Origin of the sequence: Neorhizobium sp. AL 9.2.2, from assembly GCF_013317225.1 — a bacterium.
Taxonomy (GTDB): domain Bacteria; phylum Pseudomonadota; class Alphaproteobacteria; order Rhizobiales; family Rhizobiaceae; genus Neorhizobium; species Neorhizobium soli.
The window spans coordinates 611,388-633,240 of sequence record NZ_JAALXU010000001.1 but is presented as its reverse complement, the minus strand read 5'-3'; the positions used below and the strand labels follow the sequence as shown (position 1 = coordinate 633,240).

Below are 21,853 nucleotides of genomic sequence, written 5' to 3'. Positions count from 1 at the left end.
TTAGAGCTGACCGGAAAAGGCGCGGTGTTGGAGGGAGGCGAAAAGGCCACCAAGTTCCGCGCTCATATTCACCTGTGCGGATAGCGTATTCTTCAAAGATAATACACTCTTGGAGAATTTCTGTTGAAGTTCAATCGGTGGCACCCTGAATACAAATGACCGGCAAGCTGGCAGCGGCAAATGTTTTACAGTCGACCCCGAGGAACTCTGCATGATCTGTTCAATCAAAAATGCTGACCGGAAAGAAGCTGCCAAAAATTCAGCAGTAATTTTTCTCAAGTCGGGACGGTAAAGCATCAATCGCTGGCCCAAGAAAAAATTCCCGGGCGTTTCGAGAATGCCAACTTCGCCCACTGGAGCCTCACGCGTGAGAAGAACGTCGCCAATTTTAGGTGTCGCTCGTCTATTCCACCGTTGAAAAATTTCTTCTTCAACGTAGCGAACCTCTGATAGCAAAACCTTCCCATTTTTGACATTTGTTGTTCGTATCATTTTGAATTCGGTCGGACGTTCCGCCAAAGGCGCCGTGCGATTCACGCAGTCCACAACCAAAGCGCATAAATCATCAACTGATGCTGTCGGCCAACCCATCGGATTAATCACCGGATCACCAAACATCTCCAGAAAGATCGACTTGGTGAGGCTGTCGAGCAGCGCGATGGCCTGACGTCGCTTTTGCCTGAGCTGATCGGCCTTATCCAGGATCGCCGCAATCCGCTTCTGCTCGTCAAGCGGCGGTAGGGGGATCCTGCAGTCTTTGATTTTTGTCAAACTGAGAGCCGGCTGTGCTGTGCTTGATGCGACGCTCAGAAAGTAATTTTTTACAGGATCAGAGATCAGGCAGTGATGTAGATAGCGGTCATTAACACGATCGCGATCGGGGCGGATACGAGCTAGGTTTGCTGGAATAATTGCATATTCGTGGCTTTGGAGATCATCAATAATCGCTGAATATCCAATTGAGCCTATTTTGATAAGAAGGTGATCTCCTACTTTAACATTGCTACGAAATAGCTCTTTTGATTTCTGGTGCGATATGTAGCGCACCTCTTTCCATACGAATTTGTTGCCGGTGATGTTCTTTCCCTGCAGCACCGGAACACCCGCTTCTACATAGTCGCTGGTCTTTAGCGATGATCCAAATGGACCATCGACGATCGATTCAGAAATCTCTCCGAGAGAAACCATGGTCGGCGTCACAGCATCCCCTCCAACTCCCTAAGCCCCGTCGCAATCTCCTCCTCCAGCGCTAACAGCTCGGCAATAATCTCCTTCGGTGGGCGGTGGGCGGCGGCTTCGTGGGTCACCTCGCGGTAGCGGTTGAGCGACAGGTCGTAACCGGCCGCGGCTATCTCTTCGCGCGAAACGCAAAAGCTCTGGCCGGTGCGCGGGTTGTCGCACTCTGCGCCGGTGCGGTTCTTCCAGCGGGCCAGCACGTCGGGAAAGTTGTTTTTCGCATGGTCCTCGGCGCTCAAGGGCACCTGCGGCACCGGGCCGAACTTGTTCTCGGGCAGCAGCATCTGCCGCTTGTCATCAAGGCTCATGCCATCGGCCTGCACGTCGTAGAACCAGACATGATCCGTGCCGCCGGAATTGGTCTTGGTGAAGAAGACGATCGCGGTCGAGACGCCGGCATAGGGCTTGAACACGCCCGACGGCAGCTTGACGATCGCATCGAGCCGGTGATCCTCCACCAGCATCCTGCGGATCGCCTTGTGCGCTGTGGACGAGCCGAACAGGACGCCATCGGGCACGATCACCGCCGCCCGCCCGCCGGGTTTCAACAGCTTAAGGAACAGCGCCATGAACAGAAGCTCGGTCTTCTTGGTCTTGACGATCGACAGCAGATCTGCGGCCGTCGTCTCGTAATCCAGCGAGCCGGCAAAGGGCGGGTTGGCAAGAACAAGCGAATATTTGTCGGCATCGTCGGCATGGCCGGTGCTGAGTGAGTCGCGGTAGCGGATATCGGCGCCCTCGACGCCATGCAGCTGCATGTTCATCGAGCCGATGCGCAGCATGGTGTTGTCGAAATCATAGCCGTGGAACATGGACTGGTGGAAATGCTTGTTCAGTTCGGCATCGCGGAACAGGCCCTTGTGGTGCTCGCGCACATACTCGCCGGCCGCCACCAGAAAGCCGCAGGTGCCGCTGGCCGGATCGCAGATCACATCCTTCGGGCTCGGCGCCATCAGCTCGACCATCAGCTTGATGATGTGGCGCGGCGTGCGGAACTGGCCGTTCTGGCCGGCAGAGGCGATCTTGCCCAGCATGTATTCGTAGAGATCGCCCTTGGTATCGCGATCATCGAGCGGAATTTCCGCCAGCATGTCGACCACTTTGGCGAGGAGGCCCGGTGTGGGGATGGTGAAACGGGCGCCCTTCATGTGCTCGGCATGGGAAGAGCCGGCCTCGCCCATCTCGCGCAGGAAGGGAAAGACGTGCTGATCGAGGATCGAATACATCGTCGCCGGGTCTTCATGGCGAAAGCGCGACCAGCGCAGCCGCTCATAAGCCATGCCCCTGGCATCCGAGCCTTCCGGAAACACCCGCCGCTCGATCGGTTGGCCGAGCATGGTCGCCTTGCTCTCCTCGCGCGTCTGGATGTCGTCCAGCCCGCGGATGAACAGAAGATAAGTGATCTGCTCGATCACCTCCAGCGGATTGGCAATGCCGCCCGCCCAGAAGGCATTCCAGACCTGATCGACTTTTGAGCGGATTTCACCTGTGAGCATGCTGCATTCCAATTGTGGCCGAATCGTTTTCCATATCAATCGCTTTTCCAAGTGATCAGAAACTACAGTTAGGACAAGGGCGAAAACCTGCCGTTAAAGTTGTCGAGATATCTGTTCTTCAAGCAGGTATGAGCTGATGGAGATAATTTTGAAGGTTTCGTATCAAGGCGGGTTGGATGGCCTATGCGGCATGTATGCCTTGGTAAACGCATATATGTTGTGCGGCTGCGAGGATGGTGAAGATATTCTGCTAGAGGCATGCCGCGCATTGGCGAAGTCCCGTTGGCCCGAAGTTCTGGTCAAAGGCACGACGTTCGCGGATATGCAGCGGATGGCAAAACGCTGCAAGGACGTTATGGGTATTGATAACGTTCAGCTTCGCTATCCTTTCAAGAGGCAAGCTCCGAGATCCAATGAAGTCTACTGGCAACGGTTTCATGAAGTTTTTAAGGATCAGGATGTTGCCTGCGCGATTATCGGAGTCGAAGATCCGATGATGCACTGGATCGTTGCGGCTCCGGAGAAGGGACACATTATGTTCATGGATAGCAAGGCTGGAGAGCCGTTCTTCCAAAAGAAGCAAAGCAGCCTGGTGGCTGGCAGCCGGAAGCAAAAGCCAGGGCAATGGCTGATTAATCCAACGGAACTGATTTTGTTCACTAGGCCGTAAAAGCCTGAGCTCCCGCTCGGCACTACGGAGCCACAGCGATAGTAAATCTGATGGAATTATGCCAGCCCGATTTTTCGCCGCTATGAGACAGCCGCGCATCAAATGCGCCGACCAGCAAAGCGGAGCGGTGGCTGAGTGGTCGAAAGCACCGCACTCGAAATGCGGCATACGGGCAACCGTATCGTGGGTTCGAATCCCACCCCTCGGCCATGATGGGCTTCAGACCCTAAGGGTTTGTGGTAACTTGCGGAATTTTTCGATCTTGGATTTCGGTGAGGGTTGGCAAGGGCCACAATCTCGGCACTCTTGATGACCTCACATTGTCTTATTTGTTTTGACGGATGCGGAGTTTTGGTTATCCTGCTTCATGAGTCAAATGTGGGAGCGTGAATTGGTAGACGAATTCATACCCACACTGAGCCATGCTACAGAACGAGACGTCGACCTGCTCCTTGTTGAAGAGCTCTACACGTCTCTCGAGTTCACCAAATGGATGGCAGCACAGGCAGGCATATCGTCGCCTATAGTTGCATGGGACGTGAAGCATAGCAAACGACGCACACGGTCCAGACGTGAAATCGATATATTCATTGACCTCTGCCACTCGGACGACACTCATTCAGCGGTCTTAATTGAAAACAAATTGGATGCGACTGAGCAGCCGGATCAAGCCGAGAGCTACCGTGAAGAACTGGGAGCCCTTGCGGAAGGCTATAAACAGCGATCGATGGTGATAATCTGTCCTGAAGCCTACGCTCGGCAGCATCCGGGCTTCACCGGTAAATTCGACAGCGTCGTATCGTATGAGACGATAGCTGGTTTTTTTCGCGAGCTACTTAATGAAGCCGGCTGCGATCTTGTGCTGCGTTACAGGTTCCGGGCAGAGATTCTTGACCAGGCGATCCACAAACATCGCCGAGGATACTCGCCGATTCCGGACGAGGCTGTTGGGGACTTCAATGCGAAATATGTCTCTCTCCTGGCAGAAGTTGCTCCGGCGATTGTGCCGGGTCCCAGCATGCGCAAGCCTGCTAATCCGCGAGAAAGCACCTCGATGATTTTCGATCAAGCGATCTCGCTGGCGAAACTTCCAGCTGCAATACGGCCTCGGCGGTTTGCGCATGAATTAGGAAGAGGCTTAGAGCGGCGAGCAAACTACGTAGCCGTGACCTTCGCAGGTTGGGGAGTTGCTTCACCAGGTGCAATTCAGCAGCTAACTGCCGACGCATCGGAATTGGGAGCTGTTTTCTCAGCTATGAGTCCGACAAAGATCCGACCCAACCCTGGCTTGATTATGTCTCTTCCGACGGAGCCTGTCGACAATCAGAAGGATTTTGAAGCTCAGCTCACTGCCCTCAAGGCAGGCATCATCAAGGCCGAAGAGCTGCGCGTCTGGCTGATATCGCATCCGGAACTTCCAGCTGAGTGGCTTGGCTTAGTTGAGGCCGATAAGCGCCTATCTCAGTAATGGGTGATTTGCATTAGATCGAGGGCGTGGATGGCGAAATCAAATAGGATCTACGTTCCCAGCTCAGGTCCATCGGCATGGCAACAGTTTCTCGCTGAACCCGAAAAGCAATGGCGGACCGGTTACTCCGCTAGGACCCTCGCTCACAGCTGGGAGGCTAGCTCAGGTCTTCCGCCAGAGGTCGCACGCATGTTCCCAGGTGAACCAGAGCTCCTGATTGCGATACCCGAACACAAAGTGCCGTTGCCTGGCGGGAGAAGAGAAAGCCAGAACGACGTTTTCGCTCTGATAAGACACGGCGAAAAGACCTGCGCTGCGATGATTGAAGGAAAGGTGCGAGAGCCTTTTGGTCCTACGGTGGGCGAATGGATAGCAGACGCGTCTCCCGGCAAGATCCTGCGGATGGGTCATCTATGCGAGATTCTCGGCTTGGAAGATTTGCCTGCCGGGTCAATCCGCTACCAGCTTCTGCACCGGACTGCCTCTGCGATCATAGAATCCCGACGGTTCAAAACGGACGAAGCTGCTATGATCGTCCATTCCTTCGCCCAGGACAAAGCCTGGTTCTCGGACTTCGCGAGCTTTGCGGCCATGCTAGGCGCAGACGTTGTGCCTGATGAAGTGGTCGAGCTGGATCTTAAGAGCGGAACGCGGCTTCGTCTTGGGTGGGCAACCGGTGATTCGTCCTTCCTTGAGATCTAATCGGCACAATGAGAGATAAATGTTCAAAATTGATAAGCACCAGAATCGTATAGAGAAGCTTGAGCAAAGCTCGTTCGCAGAACTTGGATTTCGAGAACGTGCGCATCTCCAGGAATGGTTAGCGCACAAGCCGGATGCCTTGGGTGAGGAGCTGCTAGTCATCCAGAAAGAGTTCGCGGGGTTCTCGGACACATCGGAGCGTCTCGATCTTCTTGCAATCGACAAGCAGGGATCGTTGGTGATCATAGAGAACAAGCTCGATGACACCGGCAGAGACGTGACCTGGCAAGCGATGAAATATGCTTCTTACTGCTCGCGTCTGACGAAGGATGACATCCGGCAGATTTTCCAGTCCTACCTTGATCGATACTCCTTTGGCTCCAAGGCAGAAGACGAGCTGTGTGCCTTCCTCGATGCAGATGAATATCAGGAAGTCGTTCTGAACAAGGGCGTCACTCAACGCATCATGCTTGTCGCCGCAAACTTCCGTAAGGAAGTGACGTCGACTGTTCTTTGGTTGGCGAGCTTCAAGCTCCGGATCCAGTGCTTTCGAGTGACCCCCTTTTCGCGAGGCGACGATCTATTTCTAACGATAGATCAGATCATTCCGACGAAGGACGCGGAGGAATTCATGATCGGCCTGGCCTCAAAAGCTCAGGACGAGATCGAAGGCATCGAAGCAGAGAAAGTCCGATACACGCTACGCCGCGAGTTTTGGTCCGTCCTGTTAGCGGCAACAAATCCTCGGACAGACCTATTTCGAACGGTCGCGCCGGGAATTCGAAATTGGCTCAGTGTTAATACAGGTCGCCGAGGAATCAGCCTTGCGCTAGTCGTGAGACGAGAGAGCGCTCGGGTAGAAGTTTATATTGATGTCGGCAGCAAGGAATCGAATGAACATCTCTTCGACACATGGTTCCGCGACCGAGCCGAGATTGAGCAAAGCTTTGGCGAAACTCTGACATGGGAGAGGTTGGACGATAAGCGCGCCTGTAGGATCAAGGCTGAGCGACCTGGAAATGTCTTCGATCGGGAGCAATGGCCAGAATTGATTGACTACATGGTCGACGCCGTCATACGGCTTGAGAGAGCTTTTCGGGACAGGCTCGCTACCTTGCCTGCCAAGTAGATCAGTCCAAGCTTAAGATCCTCGCAGGCGCGAAGGTCTCAATCTTTTTCAGCCCCGACACCATATCCTTGCCGAACACCGGAGTGCCGACCGCTCCTTTGAGCCAGCACTCCTTTTTCGGCTTGATATACGTAAAGGCCACGCACTGTTTCTCGTCGATGCACGCTAGTCTGCAATCTAGCGGCGTCTTGGCTGAACGTTCTGGCCGACGCGAGAGATCGCCTCCCCTCAAGTCGATGTCGTCGTGGAGAGCAGTCTGTGGGTCGATAGTCCCAAGTGTCAGTTCAGAAGGGTCGCCCTCGGCGCCGCTGAGAAAACGACCAGAGAACGCGACGCTATTGCCGTCCGCTCGACCAGCGCTCGACTTCAGGAAGCAGTTCGGCCCCCGCTTTATCTTTGGGTTCGAGTTGAATGTGAACGCCCTGCACTGGCCATTCAAAACCAAGCAACTTTTGGCACAAGCCCCCGCATCGGCAACTCGAATTGACGAAATATCATCACCAAAGAGATCAAGACCAGTGTAGACCGCTATTCGGTTGGGGCGCCGCGTGAACTCCTCCAGCGGCGATAACTTTGCCTGCTGGTTCGATTCTGGCGGCACCGGTGCAGAAACGACCTCCCCAGGGACGTCCTTTGAAGCAGTGTGGCTCCCGACCTTGGTTTCCAGATCGTTCATCGGGTTGGTGTTACCAACGCCAGCAGAACTAGGAGACAGGGTGCCGCTCGCACGATTGAGCTTGTATCGCTCGACCTCATCCTGGCTGAACACATGCATGTCGTCAGGCGGGGTTTTGAACATGACCTGCATCACATCCATCGGCGTCCCAAATCGGTTGAGCACCTCGATGATGTCAGAAATAGCGAGCTGTGCGCCAACCAGGTCAGGAGAGTCAGACGAAATCTGGTGAACGCCGAGCGCTCCGTCAACTTTCCGCTCGTTACCAGCGAGGAACACGAACGAACACGCCGAGAAGCATTTGCTATCCTTCGGGATATAGGTTGCCAGCTTCCTTTGGTGGATATCGTCGGCAATCAGCAAGCCCATCTGCACATTGCCGCCTGGGCTGTTGAGAGTGACAAGCTTTGCGTTCGGTGCCGCTTGAAGCGATCGGCGAAAGGCCAGGCCGGAGTTGACGTCGATCTCGCCATTGAGCGCGATGATATCCGGCTTGGCGTCGTCAACCGTGAAGGGGCCGAACGCCTTCTCGGCTGCGTTCGTGTCACAGATCCAAGCATTCGATACCAAAACGCTCGCGAACACGATTTTAAGCCAATGACGCATGACATGATACCCTTACCCAGCGCCATCAAACTACATCGAAGTCGAAGGGACAAGGGGGCTGTAGACGGCCTAACGATCAACTCTCGGGTGAGGTTAATCGCCGACCCCGCGCGTGTTGGGAAGATCCTCGCCCCTTTTTCCGGGTCATCATCCGCGCCACCTAAATCACAAACGGAGATTGATATATCGACGACAGAAACCCAGAGGACGCTGGCATGCACCAGGTCCGTCGTCGCGGAACCGGGGCTCCTGAGCATTACCAGAATAAGACCACACCAGCGACCCCTGGCTGACGTGGCCTGGGAGGACCCGGGGGACAACGTGCGTCGTCGTCACGCTCTCTCCGCGCAGACACGGTGCACCTTTACATTGCGGGACTCTCGACCTTGCATATGTAAAGGTGGGCAGCCAAAACATATGAAATAACCAATCTAAGGTTGCAGGCTACCTTGTCATCAAATCCGAAATCGTTGCGGAATTCGACCTCAACCTTGACGCCACCTTTCCCAAAACTTGACAGATCTACGAAAAATCCGTGTTTTAGACGCTCATGTAAAGGTGGCCGGACACGATCTAGTTGCATGGCATTAGTTTGATGCCCTTGTTATGGGCGTTTGAGCACCAACTGAGCGAAATACGCATGCGATCTATTTCAAATACCCTCCATCCGTGTCGGGACACCTTGATTGCCAGCGTCGAAAACATATTCGCACCCACCGGCGTCTCACACGAAGAATGATCAACACAGCAGCGTCCGATCTCTCTGCACGAACAAAAGCGGTTGCGACAAAGAGCGATATCGGGGTCTTTTGATCAGACTCTGCTGCTCGTGGACGATGCCTCAGCACGCGCGCCGTTCCTGTCCGCCACCATCCGGTGCCCTGCAGCCTCCCGAGTCCGCTGACATGCAACGTATGGGGCTGGCTCCTTGCTGGTTACCCGAACATCAATGTCCTAGGAAGGGGGTGCATGTATTATGGGGATGCCTTCCGCGCCCACGACGTATCGGAGACTGGAACCTCCCATGCCTGGAATGGCGCGCCTCGCGGATAAGCCGTGGCCGAGATTAGCTCGGCAGGCTTACCAGTAATCGAAGGCGGCGCTGCAGCTGAGGGGTCAACTCAGGAATGTTTCCGGAATAGAAATCCCGCAAAAAGTCGATCCAGCCTTGCTCCACTGACGAGGCAGAGCCATTTGCAAATACCTCTTCGAGCATCCTAACGAAATCCGTATCGAACCAACTGCTGAGAACGAGGAGGAAGAGCCGCCGCCTGTCGCAACCCAACGCCTCAGCCAACGCGTTCACCTTATCAAGTGGAACCTTCCGCTCTCCGCGACAAAATCCTTCGACCATTTCAGTGCTTTGAAACCCAAGGAGGAGAGTGATTTCCTCCACGGTGTAGGCACTCTCCTCAATGTGCTCCTGGATGAAGCTCGCCACTTCCGAATTGCGTCCTGAACTCATTTTATGCCTCTCGCATTTCAATTCTCTCAAGACAAGTATAGCAGAATTCTATTGGGGAAATTCATTCCATTAAAGGCTATAGCTTGGCATATTGTAAGTAAATAATTACTTACAATATGCTCTATTTGAGATTCAATTTGCCAACTGCAATAAAGCCGGTATCAATACAATGATATTCAATCGAGCTGATTCAATGACCTCATATCAAAATCCCCACGCCGCGTTGCGCGTCGGCCAGATCATAGAGACCCACCTCACCAGATTGGAAATGTCGTATCGAGATCTTGCTGATCGGCTGGGAGTGAAAGACACCAAGATCATCTACTTTGTGACAGGGAGACATTACTTCCCGGTGCAATTTGCCAGACCGACCGCAGATGCACTCGGCATCGACCAAGGCGAACTCATCCACTTCGTGCTGTTGCAGTATTTCCCCAGAGCGGAGGTAGATGCCATTTGGGAAGCTATTGCCATGCATGTCCTTGGCCAGCAGGCTCCCAGCGAGGGCGGCGCGGAGGACGAAGAGAAAGAGGCACAAAACACTAAGAGGAAGAAGAGGAAGAAGAGGAAAAAATCTCGTTAGCAGTGCGGCGTATCACGCAGGGAAAGGGGTCCGGCAATTCTCATGACAAAAAAGACAAGTGAAATTCGGCCCCCTGGCGCCTCCCAGGCCGATATCGACACATGGCGCATACTGAAGAAAGCGCTGAGAACAGGGCTGTCGGATCGGGGCTTTGCCATAGAGCCAGAAGAAGCATCCCTGATCGCGCGTTTCATGCTTGAGCAGATAGAGACCAGCGGCCTGCGTGTAGTGCCGGTGAAGCCGACAACAGAAATGCAGCAAGCCATCAGGCACGCTCTTGATCAAGGCAAACGAATGTCTGTAGCTTGGGTCAAGCCGCGCACGAAACAACGGTGGCGTTATCAGGCCGCAGTCGAAGCGGCTCCAGACTGGCGCCGGGGTTACCTCCTTGACCGCGACGCGGGCGATAGGCGACCGGAGTAGCGGGCTAAGCGGCCTCACCCACCCTATCTACTGCCTTCAGATGATCAATCATTAACCCGGGGTAGGAGATAGCGTTCACCAGCTCCACCCGTTGCTCAAGCATCCCTTGCGGTAACGTGCCGTAGCGTTGCGTCATCGTGCCGGACGTATGCCCCAGAATAAATCCAAACTGCTCATCGAGATAGCCGGCACGACGTAGCGCGTCGGCCGCACCGTGGCGGAAGCTGTAAAGCGACAAGCCGCGACCGTCCTTCAAGCCAATTTTCGTAAGGTAGCGCGGGAAGTCACGGCTAAAGTCGGCGATCATCTGTCCGCGTTCATTGCGCTCTGCGAGCGAGAATAGGCGCCTCTGGCCTCGCTCCCTTAAGTCGGCGTGGTATTCGAGCAAGCCGAGCTTTACCAACTCGGGATGAACCGGGACTACACGCATAGATCCGTCCGTTTTCACGCTCTTATCTCCCTCCCCCTCGGTGGTGATGTGCATGATCCAGTAGCCGCGATCTTCACGCACGTCGTCAACACCGAGTTGCGCAATCTCCGCAGGACGCGCACCGGAATAAAGCATCACGAGCGGCACCCAATAGCGGTGGTCGCGAATCAGGACGTTTCCAGGTTTGCTCCAGAACCGTGGCGCCTCATCGTTTTGGCATCCGGTAAAGAACGGTGACTTGAACAGGGCATTCATTTCCGCGACCGTGAACGGCTTCGTGGTCTTCTCCTTGGACTTCTTCAAGAACATGTCAGCCGCAGGGTTTGCAGCGATATAGCCATGGTTCGCCAGCCAAGTGCAAAATGCGCTGAAGCCCGAGAGATAGCGATTGACGGTCGCCGTGCTGATAGTCGGCTTCTTCACCGTCTCGTTGTGCTTCACGATCTGCGCAAGCCTCATGCCCTCGAATGCCTTCGTCTCGCTCGCCTTCACCGGATATTGCAGCAACAGCGCCTTCCACTCGCGGACTGCCTTTTTATCGATACGATGCACCGGGCATGTGCTCCCTACGTATTCAACGAACAGTCCCACGTCCCGTCGAGCTTGTGCCAGCGTGTCCAACTTGATCTGGTTCGGGTTCTCGCGGGCGTATTTCTCGAACACTTCCATGATCGTCTCGCCCGGCGCTGCCGCCTCGCGGGCGCTAGCGCTCGCCGGCTTGACGATGGGATCTTTCGGAGCGCCCGAAAAATCTCCTGCGTCACGCTCCAGGGTGCGCTGCAGCCCCTCTATCTCCGCCCGTGTCATCAAGCTGCAGAGCTCGCGGTATTCATCGGATCCCGCGTCGACAAGCAGCCGATGCTGGGCAACAAACTTCTTCACTGCAGGTTCGATCAACTTCGCATCGCCGGCTGTAAGCGCGCTCTTCAGCGCCTTGAGCCGCCGCGCACGGAGGTTTGTGTCATCGGTGCGTGCGCGAAGCATGAGTTCATAGTCGGTGTAGGCATTAATCATGCCGAAGAAATTCTCTGACGTGATCTCACCCATATCGATCTGGCGATAGATCTGGTGTAGCTCGGCGTCCATCTGCTCCGGCGTGGGCATCGACCGCTGCTTGCGATCGTAACCGTCTATCGTAGCCTCGTAGTGCTGCCAGACGGCGATCGCCCTGTCGTCCGAGGTTATTTCCCGGCGCGCACGAACGTCTTCGAATTCAGCGCGCCAACCTTCTATTACAGGCCAGAGCCGCTTTTTCGCTTCGTTTTCATCCTTGGTGCGCAGAGACTTCTTGCGCGTCGTCGTCCCATAATGGCCAACGAGATCGAGTGGGACGTCCAGCCGCGCATAATAGGTAGCGTTTCGTCGTTCGAGATATGTAACTCTTGCCAAATCGCCCATCCGTAGCACTATTCCGGAACACCCAACCGGAACAGTCCTAGAAAATAAGCTAATTGTTTGCAATAGGTTGTTTCGCAACAAGGGGTTACTGAAAGTTGGATTACTTTCCAGGTTCCCCAGCCAATTCTCCCCGACAACAATCGCGGTCGTTGCAAAACTCTCAGCGCCAATGGTGTCGCGTTTGGTTGCGCGTCATTTCTCGGTATTACTTGGCAGGTTCAACTCGTCCACGCGACAATTGCCCGAGAGACCGTCCGGCAATCGGGAACAATATCCGAGCGCAACTTCGAAAAGAGCCTATTGCCAGCGCACTCCGTGAGCAGTTCAACCGGTCATGACCCGAGCGGATCTCACTGTCGATGATCCGAATTTGCCGCGCATGGGACAAGCCCAACATGTACGGGTATCTACGTACCAAATCGAGACGATTTGAATGTTTGATATAGCGCTTTTCTTAATAGGCAGATGCTAATTCAGAAGGTCTGAATCTAGGGTACAGCATTGCCGTTCGTCCACCTTATCCGTCAAGAGACTTCGAGACTGCGTGTGTTTGCAGGAACACTGCTTGGCACAGCTCTTTGCGTTGTCGCCGCAGTATTGGCGGACTCGTTTAATTTCGCGGAGATGTCGCAGGATCATTTTCGTCGCGCACTCGCGACAGACATCCTGCTCCCGACCCTGATCGGCGGGCCTTTCTTTTACTTTCTGCTGGAGAAGATTCGGCAACTCGCCGTGGCCAAGGTGGAGCTGCAGCGGCTTGCTTCGACAGACAGTCTTACCGCCGTGCTTAGCCGCGGTGCATTCGAAATGCTGGTCGAAGCCTATCTGGAAAGAGCGCGGGCGGGATCGCTTCCGCAAACGGGATCGTTTCTGATCGTTGATGCGGATCATTTCAAGGCAATCAATGACAGTCACGGGCATCAGGCGGGTGACCAGGCCCTGAAGTTGATTGCTGGGGCGATCAAGGAAACTCTGTCGCCGGCAGATCTTGTCGGACGCGTCGGCGGCGAAGAATTCGCCGTCTTCCTGCCGTCTGTTGTCGATGACACGGCGTCGCGCACGGCCGAGCTGATAAGACAGAGGATCCGCGCACTGCCCTTCCCCAGGGACGTTGGCGAAGGGCTGCTGTCGGTCAGCATCGGCGGGGCCACCTTCCGCGAAAACACCAGTTACGAAGAACTGTTCAAGACGGCAGATCGCCGTCTGTACGAGGCAAAGGCGTCAGGCCGCAACCTTGTGAGAATGTCAATTTAAACGCCGTCCCAACTTTATCCCGAAAAGACATTACGACTGAGATATTACATGAAAACCAATGAGGAAATCCGTCTCGCCGCTCTGCACTCTTTGAAATTGCTCGATACGCCAGCAAGTGAGAGCTTCGACCGTATCACGCGCATGGCGAGCCAGATATTCGACCTGCCGATCGCGGCCATATCGCTAACCGATTCCGACAGGCAGTGGTTCAAGGCGCGTGTCGGGGTGGAGCACCAGTCTATTCCACGAGACAAGGCGCCCTGTGCGGCAGTGGCCGAGAGTACCGAACTTCTCGTCGTTCCGGACCTGTCCAAGGATGCGCACTACCACGACAGTGTCCTTGCAAAGACAGGCGTGCGTTTTTACGCGGGAGCACCGCTCACGACGCGCGAGGGGCATTGTCTCGGCGCCTTGTGTGTCCTTGGAGCCGAGCCGCGTGAGACCACCGAGAACGAGATTGCCAGTCTCCAGGACCTTGCCGCAATGGTGATGGCCCAGATCGAACTGCAACATGCGTATGGCAGGATCGAGCCGGTCAGCGGGCTTCCCAATCGTACCCAGTTTTCCGAGGACGTGAGCGACCTTCTCAGAGGACCGGCCTGGCGGACGGCCTATACCGGTGTCCTGATCGACCTTGCCGAGACGCGGCAGCTTGACGACCTTTCCCGCGTGATGGGAACAGCCGAAATCGATGCGAAAGTGCGCGATGCCGCACAGCGGCTCAGAGCCATCGTTGGCGGCAAAACAACACTTTATCACGTCTCCACGACGCAGTTTGCGTTCATAAGGGACAGAAATATCGCAGGCCTCGACTGCATGGTTTACCTCAGACAGCTGCTGGGTGACCTGGACGACGAGTCGGACCTCAGATTTCTGATGACGCCGGCAATCGGCGTCGCGCCGCTCAAACCCGACACCACGCCGTCGGATTTCCTGCGTGCCATGAGCAGCGCAGCGCAGGACGCTCGTCTGACAGCGACACATGTCGCGGTCTTTTCACAGGCCAGTGACGATCGCTACCAGCGGAGTTTCCGTCTGCTGCAGGATTTCGACAACGCCCTTCAAGGCAGCGATCAGCTATCGATCGTGTTCCAGCCGCGTGTCAGTTTGCCGGATGGCCATTGCGTCGGAGCAGAAGTCCTCCTGCGCTGGCTCCATCCGGAACTGGGAGCCATCTCCCCCGGCGAATTCGCTCCCATCATCGAGCAGTCTCCACATATAGGCAAGATGACCGCGTGGGTTCTGGATGCCGCTCTGCGCGAAGCCGGCAACCTGAAATCCAGGGGGGTAATCGTTCCGGTATCGGTCAATATCTCGGCGGCAAACCTCGATGAACCGGACTTTGTTCAACGGGTGCAACTGTCCCTCTTGAGACATGGTATCCGGCCGGCGATGCTGGAGCTGGAGGTCACCGAAAGCGCGATCATGAAGGACGCGGCAAACGCGCTGGCGAAGTTGCAGGCGCTTTCCGATGGCGGGGTCCGACTATCGATCGACGACTTCGGCACGGGCTACAGCAGCCTGTCCTATCTCCAGACCTTGCCGACCACCGTGGTCAAGATCGATCAATCCTTTATCCGCAGCATGGATGATGGCTTTCGCGAAACCAATCTCGTCAGATCGATGATCCAGCTGTCGCACGACCTGGGCTACCAGGTCGTGGCGGAAGGGGTGGAGACGACCGAGGCGGCCGAGGCTTTGAGCAAGATGGGTTGTGATGAAGCGCAGGGGTATCTTTTTGCAAAGCCGCTGTCGCCAGCCGCATTCGAAGAATGGTTCTTCGAGAGAAAAATAGAACACCAGATCGCATGCTGATCCGATAGGCTGCCGGCACGAGAAACAGACGATGTCGAATTTCCAACGCGCATCGTGTTTCAAGCGTGTCGGCTCTGCCGGAAGCTAGATCAAGGTCGATGATTTCAAGACGCTGAAGCTGTTGTCATGGTGCAATGCTATGACGCCTTCATGTTCCAGGGCGTAGAGCGCGTTCAGAAGTTCGTTTCTTGAATATCCGGTAGTCGCGGGCGTGTTCGCGATCGTCCCGAACTTGACCTGCGATGGCGGCCTGACCCGCAACCGTCTTAAAACATCCGTCACGGCATTGACGACTTCGATACGTGATTTCACGATAGCGGGCCTCCGGAGAACGGTCATCCCATAATCCGTTCTGTCTTCAACAACACCGGAGGGCTGACTTTGATCCATCAAAAAGACATATCGTGAGCATGCGCCCTCTCCCGCATGCGCCTGGTCTACGCTTTCAAGCGGGCATAGCGCCGACGCTATCAACGTCCGCAGTCAGTCCTGGAATGGATGACACGGACGAATTCGTGCGGATACGCAACCCGCCGCTCCAACCCTGCGAGGGAAGCCGTAACCAGCTGGAGCACAGGCAAAACAGGACAGACTTGAGAGCAATATCAACAACGCTGTCTTTGACATCCTTGCCGGTCAATGGAAGTTTCTCGACTTGACCTTGAGCGTATCGATGTGGAGATCCGGGATATAGATGTCGCGCGTCGGGATGACAGGCTTCGGATTGTCGCGGGGATCAGGCCCGCTGCCATGTTTGGCTCCGTCGCCACGGCCGTACGGCAAGGGGAAGTCGCCGCCAAGCTCGCCGAGACTGGAGAGATCGCCGGAAAAGTCGAACAGGCGCTGGGCGACCAGATGCACGACCTCACCTTCGCGCTGTATCCTGCCATGGATCGCCATCATCGAAGCCGACATGACGATCCGGCGCTGTTTCTCGAATAGCGAGGGCCAGACGACGGCATTGACGACGCCCGTCTCATCTTCGAGCGTCAGGAACATCACGCCTTTGGCGCTACCAGGCTTCTGACGCACGAGGACGAGGCCCGCCGTCCAGAGCCAGCGGCCGTCGCGCTCACCCATCGCTTCGGCGCAGGTGACGATCCGCTTTTTCTTCAGTTCCGGACGCAGGAAAGACACAGGATGCGACCTCAAGCTGAGGCCCGTATGGGAATAGTCCTCAACGACTTCCCTGCCCTCTTTCATCGACTTGAGCGACACGTCGGGTTCCTGCATCTCGGCAACGACCCTTGCTTCACGCTTTGCGGCTGCCGCCCATAGTTCCAGCGGCTCGTCGCGCAGCGCCTTGATGTCCCAGAGCGCTTGACGCCGTTCCAGCTTCAACGACGGTAGGAAGGCATCGGCCTCTGCCAGCTTGACCAGCGACGCTGTCGGCACGCCGGATCGCCGCCACATGTCGTCGGCACTCTCGAAAGGCTGGTCAACACGGGCAAGAACAATTCTGGCAGCATTATTCAGCGGCAGCCCCTTTACCATGCGCATACCGAGACGAACCGCAAAGCGGCCGGGCCTTCCGGTCTCCTCCATCGTGCAGTCCCAGCGAGACCGATTGACACAGACAGGCCGGACCTCCACCCCGTGGTTGCGGGCATCGGTGACGATCTGGGCAACGCTATAGAACCCCATGGGCTGGGAGTTGAGGAGAGCGGCGCAGAAGATATCCGGATGATGGCACTTCATCCAGGAACTGGCATAGGCGATGAGGGCGAACGAAGCTGCATGGCTTTCCGGAAAGCCATAGGAGCCGAAGCCTTCCAGCTGGCTGAACGTCCGCTCCGCGAAGTCTTGAGAGTAGCCGTTCTTGACCATGCCCGTGACGAGCTTCTCCTTGAACCTCGACACGCCGCCCGTAAACTTGAAGGTCGCCATGGCCCGACGCAGCTGGTCCGCCTCGCCTGCACTGAAACCCGCACAGACCATGGCAACCTTCATGGCGCTCTCTTGGAAGAGCGGGACGCCGAGCGTCTTGCCAAGCACCGCCTCGAGCTCCGGCGTTGGATACTCCACCTTCTCCTTGCCCTCCCGCCGACGCAGATAGGGATGCACCATGTCGCCCTGGATCGGGCCAGGGCGGACGATGGCGACCTGAACCACGAGATCATAGAAGGTGCGTGGCTTGAGCCTTGGCAGCATCGCCATCTGGGCGCGGCTTTCGATCTGGAAGGTACCAAGCGTATCCGCCTTGCGGATCATCGCGTAGGTCTTCGGATCCTCCTGCGGAACGTCTGCCAGACCCATCGCTTCGTTCTTGTACTCCGCCAGCAGCTCAAAGGAGCGGGCCATGCAGGACAGCATGCCAAGCGCCAGCACATCCACCTTCATGAACTTCAACGCGTCGATATCGTCCTTGTCCCATTCCACCACCTGGCGGTCATCCATGGCGGCGGGCTCGATGGGGACAAGATCATCCAGCCTGTCCTGCGTCAGCACGAAGCCGCCGGGATGCTGTCCAAGATGGCGCGGCGCTCCCATGAGTTGCGAGGCAAGGTCGAGCGCCAGACGCAGCCGGTAGTCGGATGCGTTCATGTTGTTTTCTTTAAGCTGCTTTTCGCCGATGCCATCCTTCGACCAGCCCCAGACGCCGGAGGTCAGTTGACCGATCAGGTCTTCGGGCAGGCCGAGCGCCTTGCCCACATCGCGCAGCGCACCCTTGGTTCGGTAGCGGGTGACGGTGGAGCAGAGGGCGGAGCGCGAGCGGCCATAGGTCTCGTATATCCACTGGATGACCTCCTCGCGCCGGTTATGCTCGAAGTCGACGTCGATATCCGGTGGCTCGTTACGCTCCATAGAAACGAAGCGCTCGAACAGGAGGTCTCCTGTTTCCGGGTTGATGCTGGTGATGCCGAGGCAATAGCAGACGGCGGAGTTGGCGGCCGACCCCCTGCCCTGACAGAGGATGTTCCTGGAGCGGGCAAAGCGGACGATGGAAAAGACGGTGAGGAAATACGCAGCGTAGTTCATCTTCCGGATCAGGTCGAGTTCGTGCAGGATTGCCTTGCGGACCTTGTCGGGAATGCCTTCTGGATAACGCTCCGCCGCACCTTCCCAGGCGAACTTGGCCAGCGACTGCTGGGCGTCGAGCCCTGGCACAATTGCCTCTTCAGGATACTGGTACTGCAACTCGCTCATGTCGAAACGGCAACGCTCGACGATCTCGCGACTTCTTGCGAGAGCTTCGGGATAGTCGACAAACAAGCGGTGCATCTCCTCCGGCGCCTTGAGGAAGCGGTCAGCATGCCGCTCCCGGTCAAAGCCGACGCTGTCGATGGTGGTGCGGTTGCGGATGCAGGTGACGATGTCCTGAAGCTGTCGGCGGCCGGGCTCGTGGAAGAGCACATCGTTGGTCACCACCGTCTTCACCTTGTGACGCTGCGCCAAGTTCGACAGATCATGCAACCGCAGCCGGTCGTTCGGACGCCGCCGCAGGCAGAGCGAGACATAGGCGCGGTCACCAAAGACTGCGGCCACCTTGCGGAGCTGACCCGCATAGACATCGTCCGCCTCATCCGGAATGAGGATCGCGATGAGGCCCTCGCTATAGGCCTCGACATCAGCAAGGTCGAGAACGCACTTGGCCTTGCCGCCCCGACTTTTGCCAAGCGTCAGCAGCCGGGTGAGCCTGGAATAGGCGAGCCGGTCGGTCGGGTAGACGAGCAGCGACATGCCATCCGTGAGATCGAGATGGCAGCCCACCACCAGGCGCACCCCGGTTGTCTTCGCCGCTTCCCAAGCCCGGACAATGCCGGCAAGCGAGTTGCGGTCGACGACACCAAGGGCGTCGATGCCCAGTGCGGCGGCCGTGGCAAACAGTTCTTCCGCGGAGCTTGCACCGCGCAGGAACGAGAAATGCGTGGTCACCTGGAGTTCGGCATAGCGCATAGTTCAAACCTTACCCGAAGATGCCGTGGAGGAACCATTTGTGTGACCCCGTGCCTGCATCGACGCCGTCGCCGGCGCGGAAGACCCACAGCCGATCGCCGTGCTCGTCCTCGACCACGAAGTAATCGCGCACCGCCTGCATTTCGCGCGGCCGGAGCCACCATTCGCCGAAGATGCGCTCGGGCCCATCGGCACGAACGATGCGGCGGCGCTTGCCGCGCCAGGTGACGACGACTGGCGGCTGGTCGGGCAGGACAGCCATGGTTTCGATTTCTTCGGGATAAGCCAGCAGCCGTGACGGCCGCGGCCACCTGGCTGCCCACTCGGCACCCGTCTCGACGGCCGTCGGTCCGATCCGCCGGAGAGATCGTTCCGGAACGTCGGAGGCGACCGGCGTGATGCGGTAAAGGCGCTGGCCCCGGTTGCCGAGAATATCGACAAGCGGCGTCACATCCACAACCGCCTCTTCCACCAGCGCGTTTGCGACCTGCTTTATTTCCAGCGGCTCGGCCATGACCGCCACCAGCACCATCCGCTCGATGCCGAAACCCGGGTCGATCTTTTCGATACGGTCACAGAGAAGCTTTGTCAGGCGGGCAGGATCACGCACGGGCTTGGCAAGTCCTGCTCGAAGACACTGGCGTGTGTTGTCGACGCGATGGATGATCAGATCGGAGCGCCGGACGCCCAGCCCCCGCTCCTCCAGCTTTGCGGTCAGTTGCGCCACCAGCCGGCGGACGTATTTTGCAATCGTATCGGACGCACCGATGGGCTCCTGGAAATTGCGCGCCACCTCGACCAGATCCGGCGTGCGCAACGGCTCGATAGGTTCTGCAAGACGGCCGAAGAGCTGATCGAGACGGCGTCCGACCTCCGGACCAAATCGCAGTGTCAACGGCGCACGCGGCAGTGCCGACAGCTCTCCTACCGTGTCGATACCCAGGATGCGCAATGCCTGGATCGTATCTGCCGCAAGCCGCAGACAGTGGATTGGAAGTCCGATCACGGCCTTGGTGACATCACCGCGCGGCACCACCGTCGTTTCGTTCGTCGTCAGTCGCGCCAGTGCATGCGCCGCGCCCCAGGTATCGGCGACAGCGGCACGTGCCGTCAGGCCCTTGCCGCGGAGACCGTTGACAACGCCGGAGATCAGCAGCTCTTCACCACCCTGAAGGTGATCGGCACCTTCGGTATCCATGACGATGCCATCCGTTCCATCCACGGCAACGACGGGGCTGTATTGACGAAGCGCCCATAGCGCCAGGCGCTCGACGGCTGCGGCGTCGGCAACGGGATCGGCGTCCACCATATGAAGGTTGCCAATCATCGCCTGTGCCTTGCTGGCAGCCATGCCGACTTTGAGGCCCAGCTTGCGGGCAGCCGTATCGGCTGCCGATATCCAGCGTTTCGAGCCGCTGCGCGAGACCACGACCAGCGGCTGGTCAACCGACACGGCTTCCTCGCCATGTCGACGTATCCGATCCGTTGCTAGATAGGGGAAGTAAACAGACACGACCCTCGGCATCGCAGGCTCCTAACTCAAACTCGGCACATTGCCCCGCCTTTACCCGCATCAATTCCGCCAGCCACCTCGCCCGTCCCACGCCGGCGACAGGAAGCGGCTCGGACGGCAGGGTGCTGATCCTCCAGCGTGTTGTGGACGCCGTCGGCTGACCGTAGTCGGAGGCCTCCGTCTGCCGTCGCCAGCGCCGGACGACCAGGCCGAGCGTCCCCGTCTTCTCGGCAGCCAGTTGAAGACGCCGCGACGCGGTCATCGGCAGCCTCACCAGTTCCCCGACGACGGCCGCCAATCCCCCGAAGGACAGCCCCTCTTCCATCGAGGCAAGCACGTCCTCCTCCTTATCGGCTTCGCAATAGATGACGCGGTCGGGGTGAAGCCCGGCCTGCGACAGCGCCGGCGCAAAGAGATCCGGCCGGGTCAGGCACCAGAGAACCTTTCCCTTGGCCCGGGCCGCAATACCTGCCGCAAACAGGGCGGCCGCGGCACCATCGATTGTACCCGCCCCGCCGCCTGCAATTTCATGCAATGCGCCATAGGCAAGCCCCCCGCCCGGCAATCGCTCGTCGACGTCAGGCACCCCGAAGGGCAGCACAAGCGCCTTGCGCGACACGCTGCCTTCCAGATGCGCAATCCGGTCTCTCAGTTCCTCGACAAGCCTTGAGGCAGGGGCATGCGACATCGTTCACGGCCCTCCTCAAGGTTCGCGTTGCACAGGACTTCATGTCCCAAAGAATGTTGGTGTTCTGTTTCTGTTCCGCCGCGACAGAAGAGTCAAGCGGGGTCAGAACGGGATAGCTCTCGGCATTTTAGCGCCGGTGAAGATTCATCGTTCTGAATCAGCTTTGTAGGCGGCTTGAGAGGCTCGATGGAGTGCTTGAGATTTTTTGCATGTTCTTGATCTGGGCTAGGGCGACACGAAAACCGTGAGAACTTTCCGTTCTCAAATCGCCAATCTGCATATCAAGAATGTAACAGAGTGGCTCGGCGATGTGTGGCAGAGCCAAAGGGGATGAACACTCGCGCTCATGCGGGACTATGGCCGTCTGCGGCCATCCGCCCACGAGCCGCCGCCCTTTGGCTCTT

17 protein-coding genes and 1 tRNA gene are annotated in these 21,853 nt (G+C 57.1%); 9 read left to right on the top strand and 9 right to left on the bottom strand.

All coding sequences use genetic code 11. The annotated features are described in order from the left end of the window. Together G6K99_RS03005 and G6K99_RS03000 are read right to left on the bottom strand one after the other, a co-directional pair. The gene (locus G6K99_RS03005; RefSeq protein ID WP_174195664.1) at positions 1-1,200 is read right to left on the bottom strand and encodes a restriction endonuclease subunit S; all 1,200 of its coding nucleotides are present in this window, start codon (positions 1,198-1,200) and stop codon (positions 1-3) included. Beyond that, positions 1,197-2,732: a class I SAM-dependent DNA methyltransferase gene (locus tag G6K99_RS03000; protein WP_174195663.1), complete on the bottom strand. Its 1,536-nt coding sequence runs from the start codon at positions 2,730-2,732 to the stop codon at positions 1,197-1,199. Before G6K99_RS03000 ends, G6K99_RS03005 begins: the two co-directional genes overlap by 4 nt. A gap of 136 nt (positions 2,733-2,868) precedes the next feature. Between G6K99_RS03000 and G6K99_RS02995 the strand changes: the two genes are divergently transcribed. The 5 genes from G6K99_RS02995 (at position 2,869) to G6K99_RS02975 (ending at position 6,701) form a co-directional block, all read left to right on the top strand. Next, complete coding sequence (locus tag G6K99_RS02995; protein WP_174195662.1) at positions 2,869-3,402, top strand: hypothetical protein; 534 nt, start codon at positions 2,869-2,871, stop codon at positions 3,400-3,402. A 120-nt stretch (positions 3,403-3,522) separates the two neighbouring features. Then, positions 3,523-3,612, top strand: a tRNA-Ser gene (locus G6K99_RS02990). Between the two features lie 181 nt (positions 3,613-3,793). After that, positions 3,794-4,870 carry a PD-(D/E)XK nuclease family protein gene (locus tag G6K99_RS02985; RefSeq protein WP_174195661.1) on the top strand — a complete coding sequence of 359 codons (1,077 nt, stop codon included), beginning with the start codon at positions 3,794-3,796 and terminating at the stop codon, positions 4,868-4,870. 30 nt (positions 4,871-4,900) lie between these two features. Then, complete coding sequence (locus tag G6K99_RS02980) at positions 4,901-5,572, top strand: hypothetical protein (protein WP_174195660.1); 672 nt, start codon at positions 4,901-4,903, stop codon at positions 5,570-5,572. 19 nt (positions 5,573-5,591) lie between these two features. Beyond that, complete coding sequence (locus tag G6K99_RS02975; protein WP_174195659.1) at positions 5,592-6,701, top strand: DUF4268 domain-containing protein; 1,110 nt, start codon at positions 5,592-5,594, stop codon at positions 6,699-6,701. A gap of 1 nt (position 6,702) precedes the next feature. Here G6K99_RS02975 and G6K99_RS02970 read toward each other — a convergent pair whose 3' ends face one another. Together G6K99_RS02970 and G6K99_RS02965 are read right to left on the bottom strand one after the other, a co-directional pair. Beyond that, positions 6,703-7,983: a PAN domain-containing protein gene (locus tag G6K99_RS02970; protein WP_244631345.1), complete on the bottom strand. Its 1,281-nt coding sequence runs from the start codon at positions 7,981-7,983 to the stop codon at positions 6,703-6,705. Positions 7,984-9,049: 1,066 nt separating this feature from the next. Beyond that, the gene (locus G6K99_RS02965) at positions 9,050-9,448 is read right to left on the bottom strand and encodes a hypothetical protein (protein WP_174195658.1); all 399 of its coding nucleotides are present in this window, start codon (positions 9,446-9,448) and stop codon (positions 9,050-9,052) included. Positions 9,449-9,641: 193 nt separating this feature from the next. Here G6K99_RS02965 and G6K99_RS02960 point away from each other — a divergent pair, with 193 nt between their 5' ends. Beyond that, positions 9,642-10,031: a helix-turn-helix transcriptional regulator gene (locus G6K99_RS02960; RefSeq protein WP_174195657.1), complete on the top strand. Its 390-nt coding sequence runs from the start codon at positions 9,642-9,644 to the stop codon at positions 10,029-10,031. Positions 10,032-10,073: 42 nt separating this feature from the next. After that, positions 10,074-10,454, top strand: a complete 381-nt coding sequence (locus G6K99_RS02955; protein WP_174195656.1) for a hypothetical protein — start codon at positions 10,074-10,076, stop codon at positions 10,452-10,454. A gap of 4 nt (positions 10,455-10,458) precedes the next feature. Here G6K99_RS02955 and G6K99_RS02950 read toward each other — a convergent pair whose 3' ends face one another. Further along, on the bottom strand, positions 10,459-12,282 hold the full coding sequence (locus G6K99_RS02950; protein ID WP_244631344.1) for a site-specific integrase: 1,824 nt from the start codon (positions 12,280-12,282) through the stop codon (positions 10,459-10,461). 624 nt (positions 12,283-12,906) lie between these two features. On the opposite strand from G6K99_RS02950, the gene G6K99_RS02945 reads away from it, so the two are divergent. Together G6K99_RS02945 and G6K99_RS02940 are read left to right on the top strand one after the other, a co-directional pair. Continuing rightward, positions 12,907-13,536, top strand: a complete 630-nt coding sequence (locus G6K99_RS02945) for a GGDEF domain-containing protein (RefSeq protein ID WP_244631343.1) — start codon at positions 12,907-12,909, stop codon at positions 13,534-13,536. Positions 13,537-13,584: 48 nt separating this feature from the next. Continuing rightward, complete coding sequence (locus tag G6K99_RS02940; protein WP_062453745.1) at positions 13,585-15,351, top strand: bifunctional diguanylate cyclase/phosphodiesterase; 1,767 nt, start codon at positions 13,585-13,587, stop codon at positions 15,349-15,351. 84 nt (positions 15,352-15,435) lie between these two features. Here the strand turns inward: G6K99_RS02940 and G6K99_RS02935 are convergent, their stop codons facing one another. The 4 genes from G6K99_RS02935 to G6K99_RS02920 all read right to left on the bottom strand — a co-directional run bounded on the left by G6K99_RS02935 (position 15,436) and on the right by G6K99_RS02920 (position 21,449). Beyond that, on the bottom strand, positions 15,436-15,741 hold the full coding sequence (locus G6K99_RS02935) for a hypothetical protein (protein WP_062453746.1): 306 nt from the start codon (positions 15,739-15,741) through the stop codon (positions 15,436-15,438). Between the two features lie 246 nt (positions 15,742-15,987). Beyond that, positions 15,988-19,248, bottom strand: coding sequence for an error-prone DNA polymerase (locus G6K99_RS02930; RefSeq protein ID WP_174195655.1), 3,261 nt, complete (start codon positions 19,246-19,248; stop codon positions 15,988-15,990). A gap of 10 nt (positions 19,249-19,258) precedes the next feature. Further along, positions 19,259-20,773: a DNA polymerase Y family protein gene (locus G6K99_RS02925; protein ID WP_174195654.1), complete on the bottom strand. Its 1,515-nt coding sequence runs from the start codon at positions 20,771-20,773 to the stop codon at positions 19,259-19,261. After that, entirely contained in the window at positions 20,691-21,449 is a 759-nt protein-coding gene (locus G6K99_RS02920) for an ImuA family protein (RefSeq protein ID WP_062579172.1), read from the bottom strand. The genes G6K99_RS02925 and G6K99_RS02920 overlap by 83 nt, the downstream gene beginning before the upstream one ends. Positions 21,450-21,853 lie beyond the last annotated feature (404 nt).

What these genes read in the sequence shown, in the direction of transcription:
- G6K99_RS02935 (WP_062453746.1), bottom strand. Translation starts at nt 15,741, where the DNA reads ATGGATCAAAGTCAGCCCTCCGGTGTTGTTGAAGACAGAACGGATTAT.
- G6K99_RS02925 (WP_174195654.1), bottom strand. Translation starts at nt 20,773, where the DNA reads ATGCCGAGGGTCGTGTCTGTTTACTTCCCCTATCTAGCAACGGATCGG.
- G6K99_RS02970 (WP_244631345.1), bottom strand. Translation starts at nt 7,983, where the DNA reads ATGCGTCATTGGCTTAAAATCGTGTTCGCGAGCGTTTTGGTATCGAAT.
- G6K99_RS02995 (WP_174195662.1), top strand. Translation starts at nt 2,869, where the DNA reads ATGGAGATAATTTTGAAGGTTTCGTATCAAGGCGGGTTGGATGGCCTA.
- G6K99_RS02975 (WP_174195659.1), top strand. Translation starts at nt 5,592, where the DNA reads ATGTTCAAAATTGATAAGCACCAGAATCGTATAGAGAAGCTTGAGCAA.
- G6K99_RS02920 (WP_062579172.1), bottom strand. Translation starts at nt 21,449, where the DNA reads ATGTCGCATGCCCCTGCCTCAAGGCTTGTCGAGGAACTGAGAGACCGG.
- G6K99_RS02930 (WP_174195655.1), bottom strand. Translation starts at nt 19,248, where the DNA reads ATGCGCTATGCCGAACTCCAGGTGACCACGCATTTCTCGTTCCTGCGC.
- G6K99_RS02940 (WP_062453745.1), top strand. Translation starts at nt 13,585, where the DNA reads ATGAAAACCAATGAGGAAATCCGTCTCGCCGCTCTGCACTCTTTGAAA.
- G6K99_RS02955 (WP_174195656.1), top strand. Translation starts at nt 10,074, where the DNA reads ATGACAAAAAAGACAAGTGAAATTCGGCCCCCTGGCGCCTCCCAGGCC.
- G6K99_RS02980 (WP_174195660.1), top strand. Translation starts at nt 4,901, where the DNA reads ATGGCGAAATCAAATAGGATCTACGTTCCCAGCTCAGGTCCATCGGCA.
- G6K99_RS02950 (WP_244631344.1), bottom strand. Translation starts at nt 12,282, where the DNA reads ATGGGCGATTTGGCAAGAGTTACATATCTCGAACGACGAAACGCTACC.
- G6K99_RS02965 (WP_174195658.1), bottom strand. Translation starts at nt 9,448, where the DNA reads ATGAGTTCAGGACGCAATTCGGAAGTGGCGAGCTTCATCCAGGAGCAC.
- G6K99_RS02945 (WP_244631343.1), top strand. Translation starts at nt 12,907, where the DNA reads ATGTCGCAGGATCATTTTCGTCGCGCACTCGCGACAGACATCCTGCTC.
- G6K99_RS02960 (WP_174195657.1), top strand. Translation starts at nt 9,642, where the DNA reads ATGACCTCATATCAAAATCCCCACGCCGCGTTGCGCGTCGGCCAGATC.
- G6K99_RS03000 (WP_174195663.1), bottom strand. Translation starts at nt 2,732, where the DNA reads ATGCTCACAGGTGAAATCCGCTCAAAAGTCGATCAGGTCTGGAATGCC.